This window comes from Bacillus sp. FSL M7-1020 (assembly GCF_038050415.1).
Classification (GTDB): domain Bacteria; phylum Bacillota; class Bacilli; order Bacillales; family Bacillaceae_G; genus Bacillus_A; species Bacillus_A toyonensis.
The window spans coordinates 2492186-2514227 of record NZ_JBBOTW010000001.1; the positions used below are offsets into that span (position 1 = coordinate 2492186).

Here is a 22042-nt window from a genome sequence, read left to right on the forward strand (position 1 = left end):
TTTAACATTTTATTTTAATAAAAAACCTGTTGGAAATGGATCAGTAGGGTCTAATAGAAACGTCTGCATCCCTGTAATAAAACCTCTACTCTCAAAACGGAAAATATATCCTAGTTCTTCTTTCTTCACTTTTTCTACTGTTATAAAGCTATTAAATATGCTTTCATTTTTAAAAGGTTTATCCGTTATATACTCATTATTAAATAACGCATGTACATAGGACACAATAGTAGAAACAAAGCCCGGAGAACGGACAATAAAGTTATCTTCATGAAATGTAATCGACTTTATATGTTTCTCTTCTGTTTGCGAAGAATCTACTAAAATAAGTCTTTTTATAAGCGACTGTTTTTGTATCGCTTGAAGTGTAGCTTCTCCCCATTTCTTTAATTCAGAGATATTTTTAATACCAATTTCTGGTGAGTACGCATCCTTTTCTACAACTGCATATACTTTATCAGCCTGTATAAGAGAGTAACGTATATTACCAATCTTCAAATCTTTCTCAACCATATAACATAGTTTACTTTCAAACGACACCGATATCACTTCATCATCCACTACATAGGCATGAACTGAAAATATTCCAGATAGCGTTTCAATTTTGTATTGATTAGACTCTTTCTTTTTTAAATATCCACTTTCTAGTAACATCGTTATTACTGCGACAATACCTCCATAATGAAGAGGAATGGTTCCTTCATGATTAAAAAATAACACAGCTGCATCAACTTCCTTATGAATAGAAGGAACGACAATACATCCATTTAACCCAATAAAACCACGTGGTTCATTTAATAAAAGCTGCATTTCTTCTGCTAATTCGCCTGAAAATTGTTCATTTAAATGTTCTAAACTGTAGTAGTATTTGCATGGTACGTCCTTTATTACACGAAACGCTTCGCCAGCTACGTGCACATCTACTGCTGTATACATTTTTTGAATGTTCATTTTACATCCTCCGTTTCATGTTCCATCGGCGGAATTAGCAAAAAGCCTTCTTTCAGTGAATCCTTTTCATTGTAGAAAAATCTATGCATCCCCATAAGCCAAGCTGAGCCGGTAATCTTTGTTACTACCGCTTCAATATTTTCTACATATGTTGTATTCATGACACACCCTTTAAATAGTGAACCTACAATACTCTCATGAACAAATTCTTCATCGATGTCGATTTTTTTATGAGCGTATAATACAGCTAACTTCGCTGATGTTCCTGTACCACATGGAGATCGATCAATTCCTCCTGGCGGAACAACAACTGTATTTTTCACATGCGCACTTTTATGAGTAGGACATGTGTAAAATTCAACATGTGTTAATCCTTTTATAAACGAATACTCTGGATGAATAATTTCAAACTTCTCATTTATTGAGTTTCGAATATGAATCGCCTTATCAATAATTATGGATGCATTTTCTGGTACTAACTCTAAACCAACTGACTTCGCATCGATAATGGCATAAAAATTTCCTCCATACGCAATATCAGCCTCTACAGTTCCAATTCCTTCGACTTGTACAGTAATATTTTTCAGTAAAAAAGCTGGTATGTTACAGAATGAAACTTCTTTCGCCTTTCCATTTTGAACAGTAATATCCACTTCAACTAAGCCGGCTGGTGTATCAAGCTTTAAAGAAGTAATCGGTTCAACTATTGGAATTAAACCTGATTCAATTAAAGCTGTACACACACCAATTGTATCGTGACCACACATCGGTAAATATCCACCTGTCTCTATGTATATAACGCCTATATCAGCTTCAGGATGACATGGATCTGTTAACAATGCTCCAGACATTACATCATGACCACGCGGCTCATTCATTAACAATTTGCGAATCCAGTCATATTCCTTTTTCATATGTAACATCTTCTCTGCCATCGTCTCTCCAATTAGCTTAGGAAGTCCGCTAATTAATGTCCTCGTTGGATTCCCGCCCGTATGTGTATCAATCGTCGTAAAGACTTTTTGTGACCTCATCCGTTTAACACCCTTTCTGTAAAACGACTCAAACGAAGTGGTTCAATAGGAATAATTGTTTCTTTTTCATTTAATAACTCTTCAATCACTTTCCCAGTAACTGCCGCAAGACTAATTCCATCACCTTCATGTCCAGCTGCAATATAATAATTTGGAATATGATCCACTCGTGAAATAATTGGCAAATGATCTTCTGTCCACGGACGTAAGCCGGCATATGAACGAATCACCATCATATCTGCCATTTTCGGATAAAAACGAATTGCTCTGTTCGCAATGCATTTAATAACCTCGTTGTTAATTCTCGTATGAAATCCTACAAACTCTCGACTACTACCAATTAAAAAATTTTGGCTTTCTGTCGGTTCAAATACAAGAGCTACCCCGTATTTTTCAGTTAAAGCATCCACTTTTCGTTTTCCGCCAAATTTAGAAATTAAATAACCAAATTCCATTACTTTACGGCAACCTACATGTTGTTGCCTTGAGGCTACAATAATATGCCCTTTTCTCGGTTCGATTGGAATATTTACATCTAACATCTGCCCGATTTTAGGAGCCCACACACCGGCTGCGTTCACAATTTGCTTCGCAGTAAACGTCCCATTTGTCGTTTCTACAATAAAGGAGCCGTCTATATCTCTTTTCATTTCTTTTACTTCTGTATGATTAATCGCTTTCGCACCCATTTTTTTCGACTCTGCTAGAAGTGAAAATGCAAGGAGATATGGATTTACAGTAGAATCAGTTGCGCATTCTAAACCACCCAATAAATCATCCGCAAAAAATGGTGATTCCTCTCTTATGTCTTGCCTATCAAGCATTCGAAACGGTAACCCAGCATCTTTTTGACGATTCACCCATTGCTGCGCTGCCTCCATCTCTTCGTCTGATTCACAGACTAGAATACTTCCTGGCGCCCTATATTCAAATGAGTGCTCCAACTCCTCACTTAAATTTGTTACTAATTTTTGACTTACTAATGACATTTGACTATCAAACCCTGGGTCTTTATCAATCGCCAAAATGTTTCCGTCACATCGTGAAGACGTCCCACTGACAAACTCACCTTTTTCAATGATTGTTACGTCTCTTCCGTATTTTGAAGTGTAATATGCAATAGAACATCCTATAATTCCACCACCTATTATTAAAACGTCACAGTGCCTCACAAAACACCCCTCCTTTCACTTACATCTCTCATTTTCTTTTATGCAATTGACGTGCCAACTCTACATATATACACTTTTTATAAATAATATTTTTATTTGTAAAAATATTTTAAATTTATCGTAAATAGGTGTATTATTTTTTTATCACTGTCTAAATTTTTATACATATCAGGAGGACGCTATGACATTTTCATTTCCAACAATCAAAGAGTTTATGAAAATTTTGTCTATCGATTGTACAAGTAGCATGAAACACATTAACACAGTAGATGGGACATTTTATTACCTCCCTTCTACTACAGAAGAATATAGTTGCGGCTATATATATGAGGACGACTCGTTCACTACTTTAATTGATGCACTTTCACATGCATTAGCCGTTGTCATCATTAACAAAAACGAAGAGCCAATATGTTGTATAACGGCTCAGCAAATGATTCCGTTTCTTTATAAGTCTTACACTGAGCTACAATCTTTTTATAACACTGTAATTCAAACGACTGATTCTTCTGTTACAGTCATTGATGAAAAAGAATGTGTCCGTACGTGGACAGATGGTGCTGAAAAAATCTTTTCGGTTAATCATAATGAAATTATTGGACAACCAATTACTCGTTTTTTTGATTATAAAGACTTGGAAATCTTGCAATCATTGCATGACGGAAAAAGTATAATCGCTCAATTCCATCAGCCTCGTCCTGATTTGTTCGTATTAATAAATTCAAACCCCGTTTACTGTAACGATGAAATTATAGGAGCAGTCGTTTCAGAAACAGATGTGACAAATCAAGTTGTATTGAATGAAAAACTATTTAATATGTCACATGAAATGCACCGATTAGAGCAAGAAGTAGCAAAATATAAAGATACATCCGATCCTTTCCTCGCGATGAATGGAAAAAGCCCTGTTATACAAAGGACTATTCAATTAGCTAGAAAGGTCTGTTCAGTGAAATCAACCGTTTTAATACTCGGCGAAAGCGGTGTCGGAAAAGAAGTATTTGCGAAAGCAATACATGAAGCAAGTGAGGCAGCAAAGGCGCCTTTCATTTCAATTAACTGCGGCGCAATTCCAGAAGCTTTATTTGAAAGTGAATTATTCGGATATGAACGTGGGGCGTTTTCTGGAGCGAATAGTAAAGGAAAAAAAGGTAAAATAGAGCTCGCTCAAGGTGGTACTTTGTTCCTTGATGAAATAGGTGAAATGCCTCTCGATATGCAAGTGAAACTTTTACGTGTATTGCAAGAAAGAAAGTATTATCGAGTTGGTGGAGAGAAAGAAATAAATATTGATTTCCGTATTATCGCTGCTACAAATCGTGATTTACAAGAAGAAATGCGAAAAGGAACTTTCCGAGAAGATTTATACTATCGTTTAAATGTAGTTAGCTTACAGATTCCACCGCTGCGAGAAAGACGAGAAGATATTATTGAATTAACATACTCTTTCTTAAACGATTTTTCGATTAACTATAACAGACCTATTCGTGACTTACCTTCAAGCATTATGCATGAACTACTTCATTACGATTGGCCTGGTAATATTCGTGAACTTCGAAATGTAGTTGAGAGACTCGTCGTATTTGCGACAGACGGTATTATAAAACAAGAATATTTACCATTTCATACAAATGATACTATAGACAATCATACGTCTCATTCCCTATTACTCAGCAATAATCATACGATTCTTTCTTTACAAGAAGAGATGGTTGAGCATGAGAAAAAAGTAATTGAAAGAGCTTTACACATTTTAAAGGGGAATAAATTAGAATGTGCGAAACAACTTGGGGTAACGCGAGCCACTTTATATAATCGTTTAAAAAAACTTGGGTTACAATAAAGTGAAGCATTAATCAGTGGTGGTTTTGTTCATCCCCACTTGATTATCAGCCCTCACCAATCAGGCTTTTACGGACAGTTGATCCCCCTCCTAACTTCTTTACTTTCGCTGGATTTTGCGGTGGGGTCTTACTGCCCGTTAATGCGGGATAATTCTTAACTCCTCTATATTGGCATAGTTTTTGCATTATAATTTGTGCAAACCGAACTAGAGGAGGAATACATATGACGAATAAAGAGAACTTAATTGTTTGTCGTTGTGAAGAGGTTACATACGGACAACTTCAATCGACAATTGCTGAATATAAATGCTCGGCAAGAGAATTAAAATTAAGAACACGTGCCGGTATGGGATTTTGCGGTGGCCGCACATGTAGAATGATGTTAGATCGAATGATTGAAAGTGCAAATCCTGACGTAACTCCTAATGAAATACCGTTAAAATATCAACCACCAATACGTGCTGTTACCTTTGGAGCGGTAGGTGATAATAAATGAGTAGAATTACACATCACCCTATTTTAGGTAGTTTACATAATAGTCAGCGCATCACTTTTCAATTTAACGGGCAACAATATGAAGCATATGAGCATGAAACAATTGCTGCTGCCCTGCTAGCAAATGGAATACGAACGCTACGCGTACATGAAGATAGCGGGAACCCGCGAGGTATTTATTGTAATATCGGTCATTGTTCAGAATGCCGTGTGACAGTAAATAATCAAACGAATGTACGCGCATGCTTAACAGTTGTAGAAAACGATATGATTGTTGAAAGCGGAAAACAGCATCCAAATATCGTGAGAGAGATGGTGAAAAAGCGATGATCGATGTAATTATTATTGGTGCAGGGCCGGCAGGATTATCAGCTTCCATCTCTTGTGCACGTTTTGGACTTAACGTACTTGTTATTGATGAATTTATGAAACCTGGCGGGAGATTGTTAGGACAGTTACATCAAGAGCCTACTGGAGAATGGTGGAACGGAATTGAAGAAGCAAAACGTCTTTACGAAGAAGCCGAATCACTGTCAGTCGATATTCGGTGCGGTGTTTCCGTCTATAATTTAGATAAAGATGATAGTTCTTGGTTCGTACATACAAATATCGGTATGTTAGAAGCTCCGTTCGTATTAATTGCTACTGGCGCTGCGGAGTATTCTATCCCCCTTCCTGGCTGGACACTTCCAGGAGTTATGTCAATTGGAGCGGCTCAAGTTATGACAAATGTTCATCGCGTGCAAGTCGGAAAAAAAGGAATCATTATTGGTGCTAACATTTTATCATTCGCCATTTTAAATGAATTGCAATTAGCTGGAATTAAAGTAGATCATATCGTACTACCTGAAAAAAGTGAGTTAAGCCAAAAAGCGGGTGAACCAGAAGAAGTTTTGAACTCCCTTTTAAATGCAGCTCATCTCGCTCCTTCTGCTTTTTTGCGTATAGGTAGCCGTTTTATGAAATATGATTGGATTCGAAAAGCCGGATTAACCTTCTATCCAAATAACGGAATGAAAATAAACGGGACACCACTTCATCTTCGGAAAGCTGCACTTGAAATTATTGGAACAGATCAAGTTGAAGGTGTTCGTGTTGCTACTATTGATTCTAAAGGAAACATTATGAATGGATCAGAGAAGATATATGAGGCAGATTTCGTTTGTATCGCTGGAGGTTTATATCCGCTTGCTGAGCTTGCTGCTGTAGCTGGATGCCCTTTCCATTACATCCCAGAATTAGGTGGACACGTCCCTCTTCATTCCGAAACAATGGAAACCTCTCTTCCAGGTTTATTTGTAGCCGGAAATATTACTGGGATTGAAAGTGGGAAAATCGCGATGGCGCAAGGGAGTGTCGCTGGATATTCAATCGTAAAACAAGCTAATATAAAATCAAATTCAGTTGAACAACACTTACAACAAGCAATCCAACATGTTCACACCGTACGCCATCATGCTGCGATTCAGTTTAATCCAATGATTGATGCTGGTAGACGAAAGATGAATGAAATTTGGCGTGATTATTCCACCACATATGCACATACTAAAAAGAGCTGCTGAGATTACTCTCAACAGCTCTTTTCACTACTCATCCGAGTTATTAAATTTCGCTAATGCATAAATGCCTTCTTCATCATCTAATTCAAGTTGTAATCTTGCTGCGAATGAATTGACATTGTATTCTCTGTCAAGTAATAAGCGTAGTGCCTCGATTAAGTTCGCTTGAATTAAAATTTGTTGACGACCATTTACCTCTACTTCAGCAGAGAAACCATACTCATCATCATACATTAGTTCAACTAATACTTCTTCTGGACCCACTTGTCTTTTTTCAGCGATATATACGCAAAGCGCATTTATAAGCTCTTGCTCAGAAATTTTTATTGTTTCCATGCTACTTCATCTGCCTTTTTCTTACGTTGATCTTTGAAGTATTTAAATGCACGAACTGCTAACATTATGATACCAGCCATTACTAACATATTTACCATAAACGCTAATACAGAACCAAGAGCTCCCATATTTGCAAATAAGCTACCCATTAGTAAACCACCAAGACCACCTAGTAATAAACCTTTCATAAAGCTTCCTTTATTACTTTTTGGCGCTGTGTTTGCTGCTTTTGTTTTTGAATCTGGATTCGTTTTTTGAGAATTCACGTTTGAGTCTTTTTTGTTTAAATCAACTTTTGACTTTTGACCTGAACTTGGTGTAAATGATTTTTTACCAGATTTGTAACTCTTCGCTGCTGCGTGATCTACAAACATGAAGCTACTAGCTCCAAAGATAACCATGAATGCTGTCATTACTGCTACAAGTTTTTTCAACATATTATATCCATTCTCCTTTTATATAGATATATGTGAAATCTATCTTTCTTGTAAATTTAGAATGATAGATTTGTTTTTAAGAACATTTTAAAGGTTCTTATGAACTTATTATATGAACTTTTGTCGAAATATGCAAGTATTATTTACTTTCAACAGTTTGGTCACAAAGGAAAAATTAAGCAAAACAGAATTGACTTTAAATGAAACAAAACATATTATAAGTTCATAAGAACTTTTTATTATTTTGGAGGTGAAAAGATGGAAACATTTCATCTCACACGAAACGAAATGGCTACCCTTCTTCTATCACTAAGAGGATGGAATACGAAAAAGCCTCTCGGTATTTTACAAGAAGCTTGGGCAAAGTCACATAAAAAAGATATTGAAAGCGGACAAAGCGTTACAGCTTTTATTACTACCGCACTTTCACCTATTTTTGAAAAGCTGATTAAAATTGACGATACTGATGTCGGTTTTTCTTTAAATGAAATAGTTGCGCTTGGCAATCAGATTGAAAACACAAGTTTCTCTGTAACTGCTATGCAAAACTGGGTGAAACGAGATATAAAAGAAATGATTGGCTCTCCTCAAAAAGGGAAAAAATATTCAATTGAACAAGCAGCCTTACTATTTATTGTCGAAGATTTAAAAACAGCACTTGATTTTGAATCCATTCGTAAGCTATTACGCCTTATTGTAAATGACCCAGCCGATCGAAGTGATGATTTAATCAATCCTGTTCATTTATATGTAGCATACTCTTCTCTATTTGAAGAACTCAATCAAGGGAATTGCTTACAATTAAATGCAACAGATACCGTTCATACAATTGAAAATATCGTAAAAGAAAAAGCTGATAAAATCGCAAGCAAGTTCGATCAAATTAATAACGAACAACGCGAAGCAATTCGTAACGCTATTATTATTGCGACCCTTTCTGTACATACCGCATATGTACAAATGTTAGCGAAACGTTACGTAACAGCAACGTTATTTTTACAAAACTTAGATGTGAAACAGTAAAAAACAAGCATCCCCTGTCCTACGTATATGACAGGGGGATGCTTGTTTTCAATCAATATAAACTACACAAATCATTTTACATTTAAGTTTCGTTCTACAATAGCTCTTGATTATGTAAAAATCATTACTAACCTAACATTCAACAATGTTCATTTCTTTCTATTAAATTCCTATCAGATTTTCTCGATAAACTTAATTACTTCATTTTTATAATTATATTTATCATTAATTTCTTGTAATAATTCAATATCATGCGTATGAGTTTTTCCTGTCTCTAGCAGCTCACGGTATAAATCAATATAAGGAAGATTTTTATTAGTGGCATTTTTATATTCCTTTTCTACATCGTAAAAAACCTTTTTAAACCTCACGTCAGTAATCCCTGCCTCATCAATTTCAAGAATTGCATACTGAGCACGTAAGTCAGAGTTTAGCTTATTCCACTTGTAAAAAGGTTGTCCAACTGTTCCTGGGTTAATAATTAATTGATCATTGCTACTATAGCGCAACAATTGATGGTGGGTATGAGCGTAAATCGCAATATCATAATCACAATCAAATAACCGATCAAACTGTTCTTGATTATTAGTGGGCCATAAATCCCCTCCGTAATTTTTATTTTGTAGATTATGACTAATACTTATTGATAAATCATTAACCTGTTTTGTTATATGTAATGGTAAATTTTTAATATGATTAATATAGTTTTTATCCAAGTTTTCACATTGATACTGAACTAATCTAGAAACATAAATATCGGTTGCGTTATCAATATCAATGTTTTTATTAAGAACATCAAGAAAGCTATCTTCCCAGTTTCCTTGTACATAAGTATCAACGTTAACACTATCTAACATTTCAAATAAATCATTCGATCCAGGACCAGGCATAATTAAATCTCCTAAAAACCAATAATCAGTCACACCTTCTTTCAAAGAATCTTCGATAACTGCTTTTAAAGCAGTTGCATTTCCATGTACATCTGCCAGTACAGCAATTTTATGTTTCATGTATTTCATCCCCCTAAATTAACATTATATTCCGAATTAACTGCGTGTATTTTTCTATATTGTTTCTCCTTTCTTAACTCTGTGCATATCATACACTTTCACTTGATTCTCTATATACGATTTTTCTTTTTTAAATCCAGCTTTCTCATAACAACGAATGGCCCTCTTATTATCTTCCCTAACTTGTAATACAACAGCTTCTATATCAGGATCTAAAAATGATTTACTAATAAAATACTTTGTAATCTCTGTTCCAAGCCCTTTTGAATATAAATTCGAAACACCAATGAGGATAGAGTATTCCATCATGTACGCATCTTCATATTTCTTCTTTTTTAATCCGACTCTCCCTATTACTTCATCTTCTACTACTATTACATGATAGCTCGCATAAGACCGCGACAATTTTTCAGTCCAATACTGCCGAAGCTCTTCAATTGTATATCGCTTAAATGATTTCACATCTGCTATATTTTGTAATTCCTCATTGTTATACCATTCTAATATAATTGATAAATCATCTATTTGTAATAAACGTTCATGCCAATCCATATTTTCACCTCATCTACATTTCAAATTACTACACCTAATTAAAAAAAATACGCATATTCTTTTTTAGGCAATTTTACTATCTCTTGAATGAAATTCGATTTTTCTAAAATGTCATCTAGCTACCCCTCACTATAAACATAAATACCACCTACGTATGAACTGTAAGCCTTTTTCTCAGTTATTACCACTGCGGTGCTATTTTCCTTTTTATAATCGCCCTCTATTCCTTTTTCAAATGACAAACTTTTAGTTGCTGAGAAGTAAAGATGGATTAATTCTGCTATTTCTATGTCATCTGATTTTGCAAAGCACTTTATTTCATTTATAATCATTTCATCTTGTAACGGAAGAAAGTCCTCTATCTCTATCTGCTTTCTTTTATAAAAGAAATTTTGTATCTCAGGAGTATGGAACGAAAGATTTTTCTCCTTTATCTTTTGAAAAATGGATTGCAACAATAAGTCTTTCCCTACTACAAACGGATGGCCAAAGCCATTATTGTAAAGCCCTTTTTTCATTTTCATTAGTTGTTCAATGTACGGGGATTCCTTGTTCTGCAATAACCAGTTTACCGTTAATAAAACGCATATTAGCAATCAATCCTTCTATTCGCAAGCACTCGAATTCAAGCGAGGAATAATATAAATCTCTATTCCAAAAATCTAATTGATCCATTCCTAATGAATTAAATAATAGTTCATCTATAATTGGAAAAACTCCATCTTCTGTTAAAGCTTTCATTACATCATCTAATAATCCAGGAGTTTGGTTTAAAATCGCGCGTATTTTTTCATCCTCCTGAATGATTCGTATCGTCCACTCACCATGATCTTCACCTGATATTTGCTGAAAACAATGTGAATACGGACCATGTCCAACATCATGTAGAAGAGCTACAGTAGATACTAGCTTTCGTTCATATTTCGATAAATGTATATCACCAATCTCAGTAAGGTGTTCGATCACTTTATTCACTAGTACATATACACCTATCGAATGTTCTTCCCTCGTATGTATTGCGTTCTCATGTAAAAAATAAGTATGTCCTTGTTGTTTAATATAGGCCAACCTTTGAAATGCTTTTGTATCTATCAATTGAAGGATATCTATATCATGAATAGAGATTGGGCCATAAATTGGATCTGCAACATGCATACATTCTCCTCCTATTTTGTAAATTAAAACCTATATTATTATACTTAATTTTCAGTCTATTTTCATTAATATATGAGAAATTTTTAATGAACTTTTCATTATTTCCGCATGAAAATTTGGCTTATATCCTTTACTATAATACTTATACGAGACATAAAAGAATTGAAATAGCAATCCCCTATATAAATAAGGTATAATCTACACATAGTGAACCTTTTATATCATTAAGTAAAAGGGCGTATATTCAAAAATCCATACATTAGAAGGTGCAACAATGTTAAGTAGTTTTATTCACTCAGTATTAACGTTTTTTGAAGGATTAGGTTATTGGGGCATTATGCTTGGACTTATGATCGAGATTATTCCAAGCGAAATTGTTCTCGCTTATGCAGGATACTTAGTATTCAATGGTAGCATCTCATTTATAGGCGCAGTTGTATTTGGTACTATTGGCGGCGTTATTGCTCAAATCTTTATTTATTGGATTGGACGATACGGTGGACGCCCTATATTAGAACGTTACGGAAAATATATTTTCATTCATAAAAAACAAATCGATGCTGCCGAAGATTGGTTTAATCGTTACGGAACTGGCGTAATTTTCACAGCTCGCTTCATTCCGGTAGTGCGTCATGCGATTTCAATCCCTGCTGGTATTACAAAAATGCCATTACTACGTTTCACTACGTTAACGGCACTTGCAATCATCCCTTGGTCTATTATTTTTATTTATTTAGGTAAAAAACTAGGTGAAAACTGGGAGAATATTAATGATATTGCTGGACCGTATGTGAAATCATTCGCTATCGGTGGCGTCGTACTTATTCTTTTATATTTCGTAATAAAAAAGTGGACAAAAAAACGTAAAAAACTTGCTTAAGATAATAAAAAAACCGCTAAAAATTCATTCAGAATTATAGCGGTTTTTATTATAGGCTCGACTATGTATTAAAAATTGTATTATTTCCTCTTTATGCTTCAAGTCATGCTGAATGAGTAATGAAAAGTAATTAATTAATCTTACTTTTTTTGTATCAAATTAGTAGTCATTATAAAAATATCGGGTGGGAATCCGCTCAATTTGCTCCACTAATTGTTTATGAGTAACACTAAATTGATCTAATTGTTCTTCTTTTGAAATACATGATCTCGCATATCTTTTTGCACCCTTATTCATTTGCTCTACATCTATCGAAACATTAGGTACAGATTGAGTACTTAGAAAATAAGAAATTCGATATTTCATTACAAACTCGTCTCGAACGATAAAATGTGAAATCACATCCCTCTTTCAATGCTTAACATCATTCTATTAAACTTAACTTTTCATCCATAATATTTTCTTTCTTCATTTTTCATTCCTTTCCGCCATTTATAACCCACTCCTAATAACACCTTCTAGAAATTGTATGAAAAGCCCCCATATTTACATGGATAAGCAACAATTTAGGCATTCCTTTCGTATATTATCCCAAAAAGGAGTGACTCCCCCAATGCACTGGCAACAAAAAATACCATACTTAATTGGACGCCCTATCGGCATTTCCTTCATGAATGGGCAAGGAACTACTGGGGTATTATGTTCAGCACATGATGGCCAATTATATGTGTATGAATACCTTTACCAATCTCAGTTCGCGATGAAACATTATGATTTCAGACAAATTCAAGATATACACGCATTTCCGAATTGCCCACATCAAAATCCTCTTTATTAAGAAACAGGAACAGCTCATAGCCGTTCCTGTTTCTTAGTTGTTATTTCTCAGAATAAAACTTCTGCACAGCTTCATCAAAATAGATCCAGCCTTTCCAGCCTAGATGAATCGTATCTTTTAAGAAATACTTATCATATTCATGGCTAGAGAAATCGACTACTGGATACCCTGCTTTCTCAACTTGCTCTCTAACCTTTATATAATACACTTCACGGCGTTCTTTCGGGAAACCAGCGTAATCATACCAAGGTCCATTTACAGGTACAGAGATAAAGAGTGGCTTAACATTTTTTTCTTTGAAAAGATCTAAAACAATTTGTAAGTCATCATATTCTGGTGATTCATCATACGATTCATTTGCTCTAAAATTTTTTAGGCCTTTTAATTTTTTCTTTAAATTATGTTTATAGTAATACGGGTTTTCAATTCCAAATGTATTTGTAGTAGACTCCACTTGCCCTTCTTGTTCCGCATGTTTACGTGCATTCTCCCAAGAAATTGAACGTAGTCCCATATTTGTTTTCTCTTTCATCGGTTCAATCTTAAATAAAGAATTAAATAAATCTCTATGATCTAAAATGTTTCGGTACATATAAGCAAGTGGTTTGGCTAGACCTGCTTTTATGTTATGTTTCGTATCATTATAAACAATACCTTCTAATGAATTTTTTAATATATCATCTTTTTGCACAACTTTATAATCTAATAGTCGTTTCGCGATCTGCTTCTTCATTTCAGGTTTAATGTCATCATTAAAAATAAAATGATATGCTTGTTGTTTGGAGAAATTATTAGTAAAATCTCCTTGTGATACACCCGTTTTTGTAAACCATTGTGGCGAAAGAACAAAGACGACTTTTTTACCTTCCAAATCATCCATTGTAGACGTCATATTTAAAATATGAGCTAAACTTTGCGTACCGCCAGTTCCAATTAAAAATGGTGTAAAACCTGCTGGATTTACTTTGAAATAGTTAGATGGATGGTATGCATCCATTCGTAAAAATTCAGATGAACCGTACATCGGTAAATACTGCGAATTCTCTAACATTTTCTGTTGTAAGAAAACACTTTGTAGTTTTTCTTTTTGTAAGGACGTTGCCGCATCTTCTATCTTTTTATCACTAATTAGCGATACTAAACTTTTAGACGGAATAAGCAATACAATGAAAAAAAGTACACAGGCTAAAATAATTGGTCCGAAAGCATGCTTCATCTTCATTAAATATTCCTCATTCCATTACTATTAAATTGTAACCCTTGTTTTTGACACGTCATCTTTTCTCTCCTTTTTCTCTATACATGTTCCATTCTATTTATCTATTATATACATGTATGTATTTCCTTCCTTGTTCTATTAAGTCCTATACAAATAGCGCAAGCAAATGTTTCCATAGAAACACGTTAATTATACAAGATTCTACATAAATTTCACACTGGAATTTTAGTAATAATTTTATTTTTAAACGTCGAAAAAACAAATGAAATGTCTATAATTCATCCGATTATGTATTACATAAGAAAAAAACAGACCACCACATACGTGAAGTCTGTTTCTTCATCACTTTATTTTTGTACCTCTGCCCATTTTAAGCTTGTAGCTGGACCGAATTGATGCACATATAAGTCTTTCACATATGGTTTTTGTAAGTAAGATAGACCGCGCTGGAATACCGGTGCAATTACTGCATCATCCAGAAGCATTTTTTCAGTATCTTGCAGTGCTTTCCAACGTGCTTTTTCATCGTTACCTAATTCAGTTTTAATCTTCTTAATTAACGCATCATATTCTGGATTTGCATACCCTGTATTATTTACAGTACTTCCTGAAAGGAATACTTCTAAGTAAGTCATCGGATCTGGATAATCAGGTAACCAGCGTGATAACGACATTTCATATTCTTTTTTCTTCTCTAACGCTAGTTTTTGCGTATGTGGTTGTAATTTCACATTTACTTTAAGCCCAGGTAAGTTTTTCTCAAGCTGTTCTTTAATATATTCGCCTACTTTTTTAAAGTTTTCTAAGTCATAGTTTAATAACTCAAGCGTTACTTCATTCGTTCCTGTTTCTTGCTTTGCCTTTTCCCAATATTCTTTTGCCAGTTTTACGTCTGTCTTATTAAATTCGCCTGCTGTACTTCTAAAGTCTTTCTTGTCTGGACCTTTTAAAAAACCTTTTGGTACATAGTAGTTTGCAGCAACAGAACCATCATTTAAAAATGAAGTCGCAAGGCCCTTCTTATCAAACACTGTACTTAGTGCCAGACGCGCATTTTTATTTTTAAGAATCGGTACATTTTCATTGAAACGGAAGAAATACATGACTGGATCTGTATATTGTTTCAGTTCCTTATTCGTTTTATATTTATCTACAAATTCTGTAGAAATGACCGCTCTATCAACCTTATCTGTTTCATATAAATTTACCGCAGTTGAAATTTCTTTAACAATTTGATAGTTTACTTCATCTAACTTCACTTCTTGTTTATCCCAATACTTATCATTTTTCTTTATTGTAAAGCTAGCTTCATGTTTCCATTCTGATAATGTAAACGGTCCATTATATACCGTTTTATTTGCTTCTAATCCGTATTTATCACCTTGCTCTTTCGCATATTTTTCATTAATCGGATAGAAAGATGGCAAAATGAGTAGTTTCGTAAAATACGGTACAGGATGTTCCAGCTCTACGACAAATGTTTTATCATCCTTTGCTTTTACTCCTAATTCATCTAATCCTAGTTGTTTCTTATTTATTTTCTCCGCATTTTTCACATCATACGCAATATATGCATATTGAGAAGCTGTATCTGGATTAATAAGCTGCTTCCAAGCATATACGTAATCGTGAGCCGTTACTGGATCTCCGTTAGACCATTTCGCATCACGTAAATGAAATGTATAAGTCTTTCCATCCTTACTAACCTCATATTTTTGCGCTCCAGCTTCAATTACTTCATCATTTTTCGATAATCGGAATAGCCCTTCCATTACGTTATTCAAAACGTTAAATGATATCGCATCTGTTACTTTCCCTGAATTTAATGATGGAATTTCACCCGTTTCTAGTAGCTGCAATACTTTTTTCTCATCTTTCGGCTTTGTAACTGTTTTTTCTTTTGCGCAACCAACTAAAAATGAAGAAACTAATAGAGTACTAACTAACGAGTAGCGAACTACCTTTTTCATTTCCAAACCCCCTCTATTTTTTACGGTAAGTAACGGCGAGCACCAGCGTATTCTTCTATATATCCTGGTGTATTTAACGGGATTATTTCAACTGATCTTTCAGCTCTTGGTGAGTGAATCATATTACCATCACCAATATACATCCCAACGTGATGGACACTACCTTTCCCTTGATCATGCGCAAAGAAGATTAAGTCCCCTTTTTGTAAGTTTTCTTTATCAACGGCAACCCCCGCTCTTGATTGCGGTCCAGAATCGCGCGGTATTGTAATACCGTGCGATTTATAAATCGTATGTGTGAATCCAGAGCAATCAAATCCAAACCCACTTGTACCAGCCCATATATATGGTAAACCTAAAAACATTTTCCCTGTGTTGATTAAATCATCGGCTGTCGGTGTTGGAATATCCTCTTGAGAACGGTAAACCGCTCCATCATTTTTTCGTAGCCATGCTTTCTGTCCATTTGGCAACAATACGCGGTATGAAATGCTATCTTCACTTAGTAGCGGCAGTCGCGTATTATAGCTAACTTCAAGTGCTTTTTGTTTTTCAGAAGGATTTATATATAAAATTGCGGTCGGTTTCGTTACTAATACGAACGGTTCGTTTGTTTTATCTGCAAACTCTTGATTATACGTTAATTGTTTTTCCGGCATCCATCCCGGATAACCTTCTTCATTTCGCGGTGTCGGTTGTCCGTGTACTAACACTTTTACCCAGTCACCTTTCTTATCAACAACCGTTACTTCTTGACCGAGTAGTGCTTGCGTTTCTAATTTATTTGCATTTGTTAACCATAGTTTTTCATCGAGCGTCATTGATTTCGTCCATTTCCATAAATCAACTGGATTTGTTGCACTCGGTGCATCAATTGGCCGTAACGAATCAGGTGCAGTCCATAACGTTGCGGCAGATACATCTATAAACGCTTTGCTATCTTTCTTCTCTTCAGCATTTGCCGATGTAAACGATGAAAATATAAATAGAGTTGTTAATAATGCAGTTCCTACTTTTTTCATATATATCCTCCTTAAAAGGTAAGTTACTAGTCATTTCTTCTAAGATTACATATTCACTTTAGAATGAAGGTTTACCTTTGAGCCGGAGTAAGTCATTCCTTCCGGTTCTTCCATTAACCATAGCGGTGCATCAAGATCGAAATAATAAATATTTGGATGTGCAGCAGCTAAGTGTGCTACAGCACTAACGGAAAGTGAAGATTCCATCATGCTGCCAACCATACATTTCACACCTGCCGCTTCTGCAATATCTGCAATACGCCACGCTTCACGTATACCACCGCATTTCATTAATTTAATATTGATTAAGTCCGCATAGCTTCCTTGCACGAGTTTTAATGCGTCACTTGCTGAAAATATACTTTCATCAGCCATAATAGGCGTTTGTACATTTTCTTTTACGTACTTTAATCCATCCAAATCTTTCGCGTGAACTGGTTGTTCAATGAATTCTATATTTAAATTACGATTTTCCATCTCTTTAACAATAGAAACCGCTTCTTTTGGATTCCATCCTTGGTTTGCATCTAATCGTAACGTTGTATTTTTTGGTACGCTATTTCGAATCGCCTCAATACGCTCTAAATCTAAATGCACAGATTTACCAACTTTAATTTTTAAAGTTTGAAATCCTTTTTCTATATGTTGCTTTGCCTCTTTTGCCATAATAATAGGATCATCTACACTTACTGTAATATCTGTATAGATTTCTTTCTTACCGCCTAATAATGCGTAAAGTGGGACGTTTTGATATTGGCAATACACATCATATAAAGCGATATCAACCGCCGCTTTCGCACTTGTATTTCCTATACAACTCATTTGGATATGCTGTAATAACTGCTGAAATTGAATTATATCTTGACCAATTAAGCATGAACGCAGCGGCCCTAATATAGCTTCCTCAATCCCACTAGCGAAATCTCCCGTAATAACCGGTGTTGCGGCCGCAGCTCCTTTTCCAACAATTCCTTCATCTGTATGAATAAACACATCAATACTTTCAATTTCAGTTACGGTACGAAGTGCGGTTTTAAATGGAGTATGAAGCTTTACACAACGACGCTTCACCTTTATATCCGTAATTTTCATTTCGCTCATCCTTTCGTTGTCCAATAAAAAAATCCAGCCGCAAGAACTTCCTTACGGCTGGATTTTGTCTATGATTGAGTAGACAAAGCAGCAATCTGATTATATTTTTTTTTCGCATCTTTTAGCGCTACTAATAATGCCTTTTGAGATGAACCGAAATAACGATCTTTTATTTCTGTTACTAGCGCTGGATCATTAATATTTTTATGTAGAAATAAATATTTAACGAATTGAGATGTTAATGCAATTGTCGCTGAGCAATCTGCATCTACAATTTCCCCTGTCTCCTTCACAAGTACAAAAGCTACAAAATAGCTTTTAAACTTTTCCGTAATGGGATTATTTTGAGGCGCTTTCGCATCCCCTACGACATAAATTGTATTTGAAGCATACACAGCTATCTTCCTTTCTTATACAAGGATAACGGGTTTCTTAATAGTCGTACGAGCGATAAACTCAACATTCATTAAAAAATGTATCCGCTTACGAATATTATATAAAATTATCAGAATTTTAACAACATTTATCTTTACACATATTTCATAATTATGGATAATTGAATTCCATTGATGTAATGGCTTCAACTGTACATCTTACATTATGTTAGAACTCCTTGTACCATGCAAAAATTTAGCTTTTTTGTTTTCGTACTTCATTTACAAATAAAAAACAGTTAGCCAACGCTAACTGTTTCATTACTTTGGTAATACGAAAATCGTTTCATTTGACTTAGAAAATTGGTACTCTTTTCTCGCAAACTTCAAAATTTCCTCTTCATTATCCGTTAAATTCTCAATGTTAGTCTTTAGAAACGATTGATCCTTCTTTAATGTAACTAATTGTTTCTTTTGATTTGTAATCGTATCTTTTTTATTCATTATTATCTCTTGCTGTTTCGTTAAAATATATTGAACATACAAAGTAGTCGCTGCAATAAAAAGAACCATTAAAATAAGTCGTCTTAACTTCTTTTTGTTTATAGTACGATTGTCACTAGGTTGTGATAGTTGCTCTGGTATATTAGGAACATTTACTCTTTTGAGTTTCCTCATTTCAAGTCCCCCCAACCCATATTTTTCACTACCATAGGCACGTTTTCTTACTAAACTAAATTCTATTCTTATAAAATAAGTTCCTTCACAAAAATATCTCACAAATTAACCAATTAAAGATAGCATTCGACGACATTTCCATATTTACATCGAGATTTTTTATGTATGCTGCAATAAAATAGTAGTTTATGTTATTCTTTTTCTACTATTGTAGAAGAGTTTTTTTAATTAGCACTTTATTTTATCTCCTCAACATAAGGATTCGCATATAAATCAATATCAAAATCAGCTTTAATACTGTTAGCAAAATCAATTACTGGATTATCTAAATGAACAGCTGGTGTATGGCCATCATTTATTTTAATTACAATAGTGAATCTACATTCTAATCCAAATTCTCTTTTTAGTTCATTAATAATGGCTGACTTATCTTTTAGTTTTAGAATTACTTGCTCCATTACATCTCCTACATCTAATGATTCCTGATATCCTGTACTTATTTGCCAAGATGTATAGTTTCTTGTTATGTTTTCAGTTTCGTTTGTTTTTCTAATTATGTCCCCTTTTTTATAACTTATAGTTGGGCTTACTTGCAATCTTTCAGAAACAACCTCTACTGGAAATTCATCTCCGGACAGATTAAAATAAACCATTACTTGCGTTTCATCCATTAATCTCACACCTTTATTAAAAATAAATTATTATTTAATTCAATCGTTCCATTTTACTACAGACTACAAGTTGAATTTTATGCCAACCTATAACTAATATTAATATGAATCATTCTACAATTACATCTTTTTATTAAGATATAACATTTTTATTTTTATAAAGTAAAACTTTAATCAATGTAGGTTATGTTCACCCCCACTGATTATCAGCCCTCACCAATCGGTCCAGCCCCACTCCCACCTAACTTCTTTGCCCCAGCCGAGTTTTGAGGTGGGAGTTTTACTTCCCGGCAAATAGCGTGATAAACTCTATTACTAACGGCGCATTACTTCTCCATTTAAAATTGTTTACATAATACTATTATTTTTATAATTTATTATCCCAATAAAAAAACAATCCATCTAACAAATGGATTGTTTTTATGTTTCATTTTTATAATTCTTTAAATAATTTAATCGTTTTTACCTTAACTGAATTTGATTTATAATAATGAAATAAAAATATATATTAAAAAACCGAGCACATTATGCATATCAAAAAATAGCTGCCTAATAAACATTTATCATTTGAAAGGTTAAAATGTATTTTAACCTTTCATTTGAAAAAAATACGTATAAACCCTCTAAAATGAGCAGACTTATCATACTAATCTATAACAATTTTGCCTTCTCCCCTTACCTGTTTCCTTTAACACATATGATTTTAAAACAAGGGCAGTTAATGAATCCGTTAATGTTTTATATGATAAATTAGACAATGCCAATAGATCGTTTGTATATAACATTCTATGCTTCTCTAATAATAATAGTACTAATCGTTCTGACGGTTTTAATGTCTCATCACTTTCTAGTATAAAGTCTATATTTTTCATTTCTCTAATTATTGCTCCTTATATAAAAAAATACTTTAAATGATTATTTAATATAAAAATAATACATAACAAAATTTGAAGTATACTAAAATAACATCATTTTAAAACACTATTATACTATAACATAGAAAAAGCATTTCCCAAAATAGGAAATGCTTTTCTTAATTCACTTTCTTATATTGCTTATATGATTGTTCCAAACCTATATTATATTTCGTGTTTTTATCCGTCCAGTCTTCTCCTAAATTACCTGGCCATCCTGATGTATTAGCGACATATTTTAATAACTCCCAATCTTTTAATCCTTTTTTCACACCGCGCTCATATGATTTGACCATATTAGTGATTGCTATTTTTGCATTGATTTGTGAATCCATTAAACTTTCTTCAGATAAAGAGGCTGGTGCTAATCCGCCCCGATGCAATTGGAATAATCCAAATGATGTGCCATTATCCCCTATCGCTTTTCGATTCAATTTTGTTTCGTGGTCTGCGATAGATAGTGGAATCCAATCTGGAATACCATACCTCTTAGCAACTTCACCAATTATTTGTTTATTATTGTCAATCTCTTTATACTTCTCATATTTTGAATAAAGGGCATTCGTTACTGTTACTAACGTAAGTAATATGAATATATATTGCAACGCTTTTTTCATCATTTCATCTCCTGCTTTGTGTATGTTTCACTTCCTACTCACACTATAAAACCTTTATGTGACATTCATTTGACGAAATGATATGAATGATGCATAAGTTAATAATAAATTAAGTTTTTCTAAAATCACTTAAACAAATAAAAACGGTTAGTCACTCATGTTTTAAACATGAGTGACTAACCGTTTTCAAGTGTCTTTT

General features: G+C 34.1%; 24 protein-coding genes and 1 pseudogene. 7 read left to right on the top strand and 18 right to left on the bottom strand.

All coding sequences use genetic code 11. The features are described 5' to 3' along the window. Positions 1-9 precede the first annotated feature (9 nt). The 3 genes from MHB70_RS12670 to MHB70_RS12680 are packed head-to-tail and all read right to left on the bottom strand — an operon-like array spanning position 10 to position 3157. Positions 10-951, bottom strand: coding sequence for a proline racemase family protein (locus tag MHB70_RS12670; RefSeq protein WP_001025533.1), 942 nt, complete (start codon positions 949-951; stop codon positions 10-12). Next, a complete protein-coding gene (locus MHB70_RS12675; RefSeq protein WP_061529398.1) occupies positions 948-1985 on the bottom strand; it encodes a proline racemase family protein in 1038 nt (345 codons plus the stop codon). Before MHB70_RS12675 ends, MHB70_RS12670 begins: the two co-directional genes overlap by 4 nt. Further along, positions 1982-3157, bottom strand: coding sequence for an NAD(P)/FAD-dependent oxidoreductase (locus MHB70_RS12680; protein ID WP_001215280.1), 1176 nt, complete (start codon positions 3155-3157; stop codon positions 1982-1984). Before MHB70_RS12680 ends, MHB70_RS12675 begins: the two co-directional genes overlap by 4 nt. A gap of 181 nt (positions 3158-3338) precedes the next feature. Between MHB70_RS12680 and MHB70_RS12685 the strand changes: the two genes are divergently transcribed. From MHB70_RS12685 to MHB70_RS12700, 4 genes are all read left to right on the top strand, one after another. After that, complete coding sequence (locus tag MHB70_RS12685; protein WP_000144295.1) at positions 3339-5000, top strand: sigma-54 interaction domain-containing protein; 1662 nt, start codon at positions 3339-3341, stop codon at positions 4998-5000. 224 nt (positions 5001-5224) lie between these two features. Beyond that, positions 5225-5497, top strand: coding sequence for a (2Fe-2S)-binding protein (locus MHB70_RS12690; protein WP_000182286.1), 273 nt, complete (start codon positions 5225-5227; stop codon positions 5495-5497). Next, positions 5494-5826: a (2Fe-2S)-binding protein gene (locus MHB70_RS12695; RefSeq protein WP_000087053.1), complete on the top strand. Its 333-nt coding sequence runs from the start codon at positions 5494-5496 to the stop codon at positions 5824-5826. The genes MHB70_RS12690 and MHB70_RS12695 overlap by 4 nt, the downstream gene beginning before the upstream one ends. Continuing rightward, a complete protein-coding gene (locus tag MHB70_RS12700) occupies positions 5823-7058 on the top strand; it encodes an NAD(P)/FAD-dependent oxidoreductase (RefSeq protein ID WP_000567614.1) in 1236 nt (411 codons plus the stop codon). Before MHB70_RS12695 ends, MHB70_RS12700 begins: the two co-directional genes overlap by 4 nt. A gap of 24 nt (positions 7059-7082) precedes the next feature. Here MHB70_RS12700 and MHB70_RS12705 read toward each other — a convergent pair whose 3' ends face one another. Together MHB70_RS12705 and MHB70_RS12710 are read right to left on the bottom strand one after the other, a co-directional pair. Further along, a complete protein-coding gene (locus MHB70_RS12705; protein ID WP_000447764.1) occupies positions 7083-7391 on the bottom strand; it encodes a YxcD family protein in 309 nt (102 codons plus the stop codon). Beyond that, positions 7379-7828 (bottom strand): hypothetical protein, encoded by a 450-nt coding sequence (locus MHB70_RS12710; RefSeq protein WP_000914474.1) that lies wholly within the window; start codon positions 7826-7828, stop codon positions 7379-7381. Before MHB70_RS12710 ends, MHB70_RS12705 begins: the two co-directional genes overlap by 13 nt. A gap of 258 nt (positions 7829-8086) precedes the next feature. On the opposite strand from MHB70_RS12710, the gene MHB70_RS12715 reads away from it, so the two are divergent. Beyond that, on the top strand, positions 8087-8851 hold the full coding sequence (locus MHB70_RS12715) for a DUF1836 domain-containing protein (RefSeq protein ID WP_000447232.1): 765 nt from the start codon (positions 8087-8089) through the stop codon (positions 8849-8851). 173 nt (positions 8852-9024) lie between these two features. Here MHB70_RS12715 and MHB70_RS12720 read toward each other — a convergent pair whose 3' ends face one another. From MHB70_RS12720 to MHB70_RS12730, 3 genes and pseudogenes are all read right to left on the bottom strand, one after another. After that, a complete protein-coding gene (locus MHB70_RS12720) occupies positions 9025-9861 on the bottom strand; it encodes a metallophosphoesterase family protein (RefSeq protein WP_000680864.1) in 837 nt (278 codons plus the stop codon). Positions 9862-9915: 54 nt separating this feature from the next. Then, the gene (locus MHB70_RS12725) at positions 9916-10413 is read right to left on the bottom strand and encodes a GNAT family N-acetyltransferase (protein ID WP_000383784.1); all 498 of its coding nucleotides are present in this window, start codon (positions 10411-10413) and stop codon (positions 9916-9918) included. A gap of 38 nt (positions 10414-10451) precedes the next feature. After that, positions 10452-11568 (bottom strand): annotated as a pseudogene (locus MHB70_RS12730) (HD domain-containing protein). A gap of 274 nt (positions 11569-11842) precedes the next feature. Between MHB70_RS12730 and MHB70_RS12735 the strand changes: the two are divergent. Beyond that, entirely contained in the window at positions 11843-12448 is a 606-nt protein-coding gene (locus tag MHB70_RS12735; RefSeq protein WP_000952909.1) for a DedA family protein, read from the top strand. Positions 12449-12607: 159 nt separating this feature from the next. On the opposite strand, the gene MHB70_RS12740 is transcribed toward MHB70_RS12735, so the two are convergent. After that, entirely contained in the window at positions 12608-12814 is a 207-nt protein-coding gene (locus MHB70_RS12740) for a hypothetical protein (RefSeq protein ID WP_002093687.1), read from the bottom strand. Positions 12815-13061: 247 nt separating this feature from the next. Here MHB70_RS12740 and MHB70_RS12745 point away from each other — a divergent pair, with 247 nt between their 5' ends. Further along, a complete protein-coding gene (locus tag MHB70_RS12745; protein WP_000558696.1) occupies positions 13062-13286 on the top strand; it encodes a hypothetical protein in 225 nt (74 codons plus the stop codon). A 40-nt stretch (positions 13287-13326) separates the two neighbouring features. Here the strand turns inward: MHB70_RS12745 and dltD are convergent, their stop codons facing one another. The 9 genes from dltD to MHB70_RS12790 all read right to left on the bottom strand — a co-directional run bounded on the left by dltD (position 13327) and on the right by MHB70_RS12790 (position 21846). After that, positions 13327-14508, bottom strand: a complete 1182-nt coding sequence (gene dltD, locus MHB70_RS12750) for a D-alanyl-lipoteichoic acid biosynthesis protein DltD (RefSeq protein ID WP_061529397.1) — start codon at positions 14506-14508, stop codon at positions 13327-13329. A gap of 344 nt (positions 14509-14852) precedes the next feature. Then, positions 14853-16475 (bottom strand): peptide ABC transporter substrate-binding protein, encoded by a 1623-nt coding sequence (locus tag MHB70_RS12755; protein ID WP_061529396.1) that lies wholly within the window; start codon positions 16473-16475, stop codon positions 14853-14855. A 20-nt stretch (positions 16476-16495) separates the two neighbouring features. Then, the gene (locus MHB70_RS12760) at positions 16496-17497 is read right to left on the bottom strand and encodes a C40 family peptidase (protein ID WP_000755463.1); all 1002 of its coding nucleotides are present in this window, start codon (positions 17495-17497) and stop codon (positions 16496-16498) included. Between the two features lie 45 nt (positions 17498-17542). Continuing rightward, positions 17543-18589: a dipeptide epimerase gene (locus tag MHB70_RS12765; protein WP_000704542.1), complete on the bottom strand. Its 1047-nt coding sequence runs from the start codon at positions 18587-18589 to the stop codon at positions 17543-17545. 68 nt (positions 18590-18657) lie between these two features. Beyond that, positions 18658-18984, bottom strand: a complete 327-nt coding sequence (locus tag MHB70_RS12770; RefSeq protein ID WP_000271325.1) for a DUF3870 domain-containing protein — start codon at positions 18982-18984, stop codon at positions 18658-18660. Positions 18985-19284: 300 nt separating this feature from the next. Further along, complete coding sequence (locus tag MHB70_RS12775) at positions 19285-19641, bottom strand: FtsB family cell division protein (RefSeq protein ID WP_001228732.1); 357 nt, start codon at positions 19639-19641, stop codon at positions 19285-19287. A gap of 236 nt (positions 19642-19877) precedes the next feature. Further along, positions 19878-20312 (bottom strand): DUF4279 domain-containing protein, encoded by a 435-nt coding sequence (locus MHB70_RS12780; RefSeq protein WP_000344618.1) that lies wholly within the window; start codon positions 20310-20312, stop codon positions 19878-19880. 641 nt (positions 20313-20953) lie between these two features. Further along, positions 20954-21184, bottom strand: coding sequence for a hypothetical protein (locus MHB70_RS12785; RefSeq protein ID WP_000789036.1), 231 nt, complete (start codon positions 21182-21184; stop codon positions 20954-20956). Between the two features lie 161 nt (positions 21185-21345). Next, the gene (locus MHB70_RS12790; RefSeq protein ID WP_002048324.1) at positions 21346-21846 is read right to left on the bottom strand and encodes a hypothetical protein; all 501 of its coding nucleotides are present in this window, start codon (positions 21844-21846) and stop codon (positions 21346-21348) included. Positions 21847-22042 lie beyond the last annotated feature (196 nt).

Bases quoted from the DNA above. Each gene is read 5' to 3' on its own strand.
- MHB70_RS12705 (WP_000447764.1), bottom strand. From the start codon at position 7,391: ATGGAAACAATAAAAATTTCTGAGCAAGAGCTTATAAATGCGCTTTGC.
- MHB70_RS12720 (WP_000680864.1), bottom strand. From the start codon at position 9,861: ATGAAACATAAAATTGCTGTACTGGCAGATGTACATGGAAATGCAACT.
- MHB70_RS12735 (WP_000952909.1), top strand. From the start codon at position 11,843: ATGTTAAGTAGTTTTATTCACTCAGTATTAACGTTTTTTGAAGGATTA.
- MHB70_RS12785 (WP_000789036.1), bottom strand. From the start codon at position 21,184: ATGAAAAATATAGACTTTATACTAGAAAGTGATGAGACATTAAAACCG.
- MHB70_RS12755 (WP_061529396.1), bottom strand. From the start codon at position 16,475: ATGAAAAAGGTAGTTCGCTACTCGTTAGTTAGTACTCTATTAGTTTCT.
- MHB70_RS12790 (WP_002048324.1), bottom strand. From the start codon at position 21,846: ATGATGAAAAAAGCGTTGCAATATATATTCATATTACTTACGTTAGTA.
- MHB70_RS12760 (WP_000755463.1), bottom strand. From the start codon at position 17,497: ATGAAAAAAGTAGGAACTGCATTATTAACAACTCTATTTATATTTTCA.
- MHB70_RS12695 (WP_000087053.1), top strand. From the start codon at position 5,494: ATGAGTAGAATTACACATCACCCTATTTTAGGTAGTTTACATAATAGT.
- MHB70_RS12775 (WP_001228732.1), bottom strand. From the start codon at position 19,641: ATGAGGAAACTCAAAAGAGTAAATGTTCCTAATATACCAGAGCAACTA.
- MHB70_RS12710 (WP_000914474.1), bottom strand. From the start codon at position 7,828: ATGTTGAAAAAACTTGTAGCAGTAATGACAGCATTCATGGTTATCTTT.
- MHB70_RS12670 (WP_001025533.1), bottom strand. From the start codon at position 951: ATGAACATTCAAAAAATGTATACAGCAGTAGATGTGCACGTAGCTGGC.
- MHB70_RS12675 (WP_061529398.1), bottom strand. From the start codon at position 1,985: ATGAGGTCACAAAAAGTCTTTACGACGATTGATACACATACGGGCGGG.
- MHB70_RS12685 (WP_000144295.1), top strand. From the start codon at position 3,339: ATGACATTTTCATTTCCAACAATCAAAGAGTTTATGAAAATTTTGTCT.
- MHB70_RS12745 (WP_000558696.1), top strand. From the start codon at position 13,062: ATGCACTGGCAACAAAAAATACCATACTTAATTGGACGCCCTATCGGC.
- dltD (WP_061529397.1), bottom strand. From the start codon at position 14,508: ATGAAGATGAAGCATGCTTTCGGACCAATTATTTTAGCCTGTGTACTT.
- MHB70_RS12715 (WP_000447232.1), top strand. From the start codon at position 8,087: ATGGAAACATTTCATCTCACACGAAACGAAATGGCTACCCTTCTTCTA.
- MHB70_RS12690 (WP_000182286.1), top strand. From the start codon at position 5,225: ATGACGAATAAAGAGAACTTAATTGTTTGTCGTTGTGAAGAGGTTACA.
- MHB70_RS12780 (WP_000344618.1), bottom strand. From the start codon at position 20,312: ATGGATGAAACGCAAGTAATGGTTTATTTTAATCTGTCCGGAGATGAA.
- MHB70_RS12765 (WP_000704542.1), bottom strand. From the start codon at position 18,589: ATGAAAATTACGGATATAAAGGTGAAGCGTCGTTGTGTAAAGCTTCAT.
- MHB70_RS12740 (WP_002093687.1), bottom strand. From the start codon at position 12,814: ATGAAATATCGAATTTCTTATTTTCTAAGTACTCAATCTGTACCTAAT.
- MHB70_RS12700 (WP_000567614.1), top strand. From the start codon at position 5,823: ATGATCGATGTAATTATTATTGGTGCAGGGCCGGCAGGATTATCAGCT.
- MHB70_RS12725 (WP_000383784.1), bottom strand. From the start codon at position 10,413: ATGGATTGGCATGAACGTTTATTACAAATAGATGATTTATCAATTATA.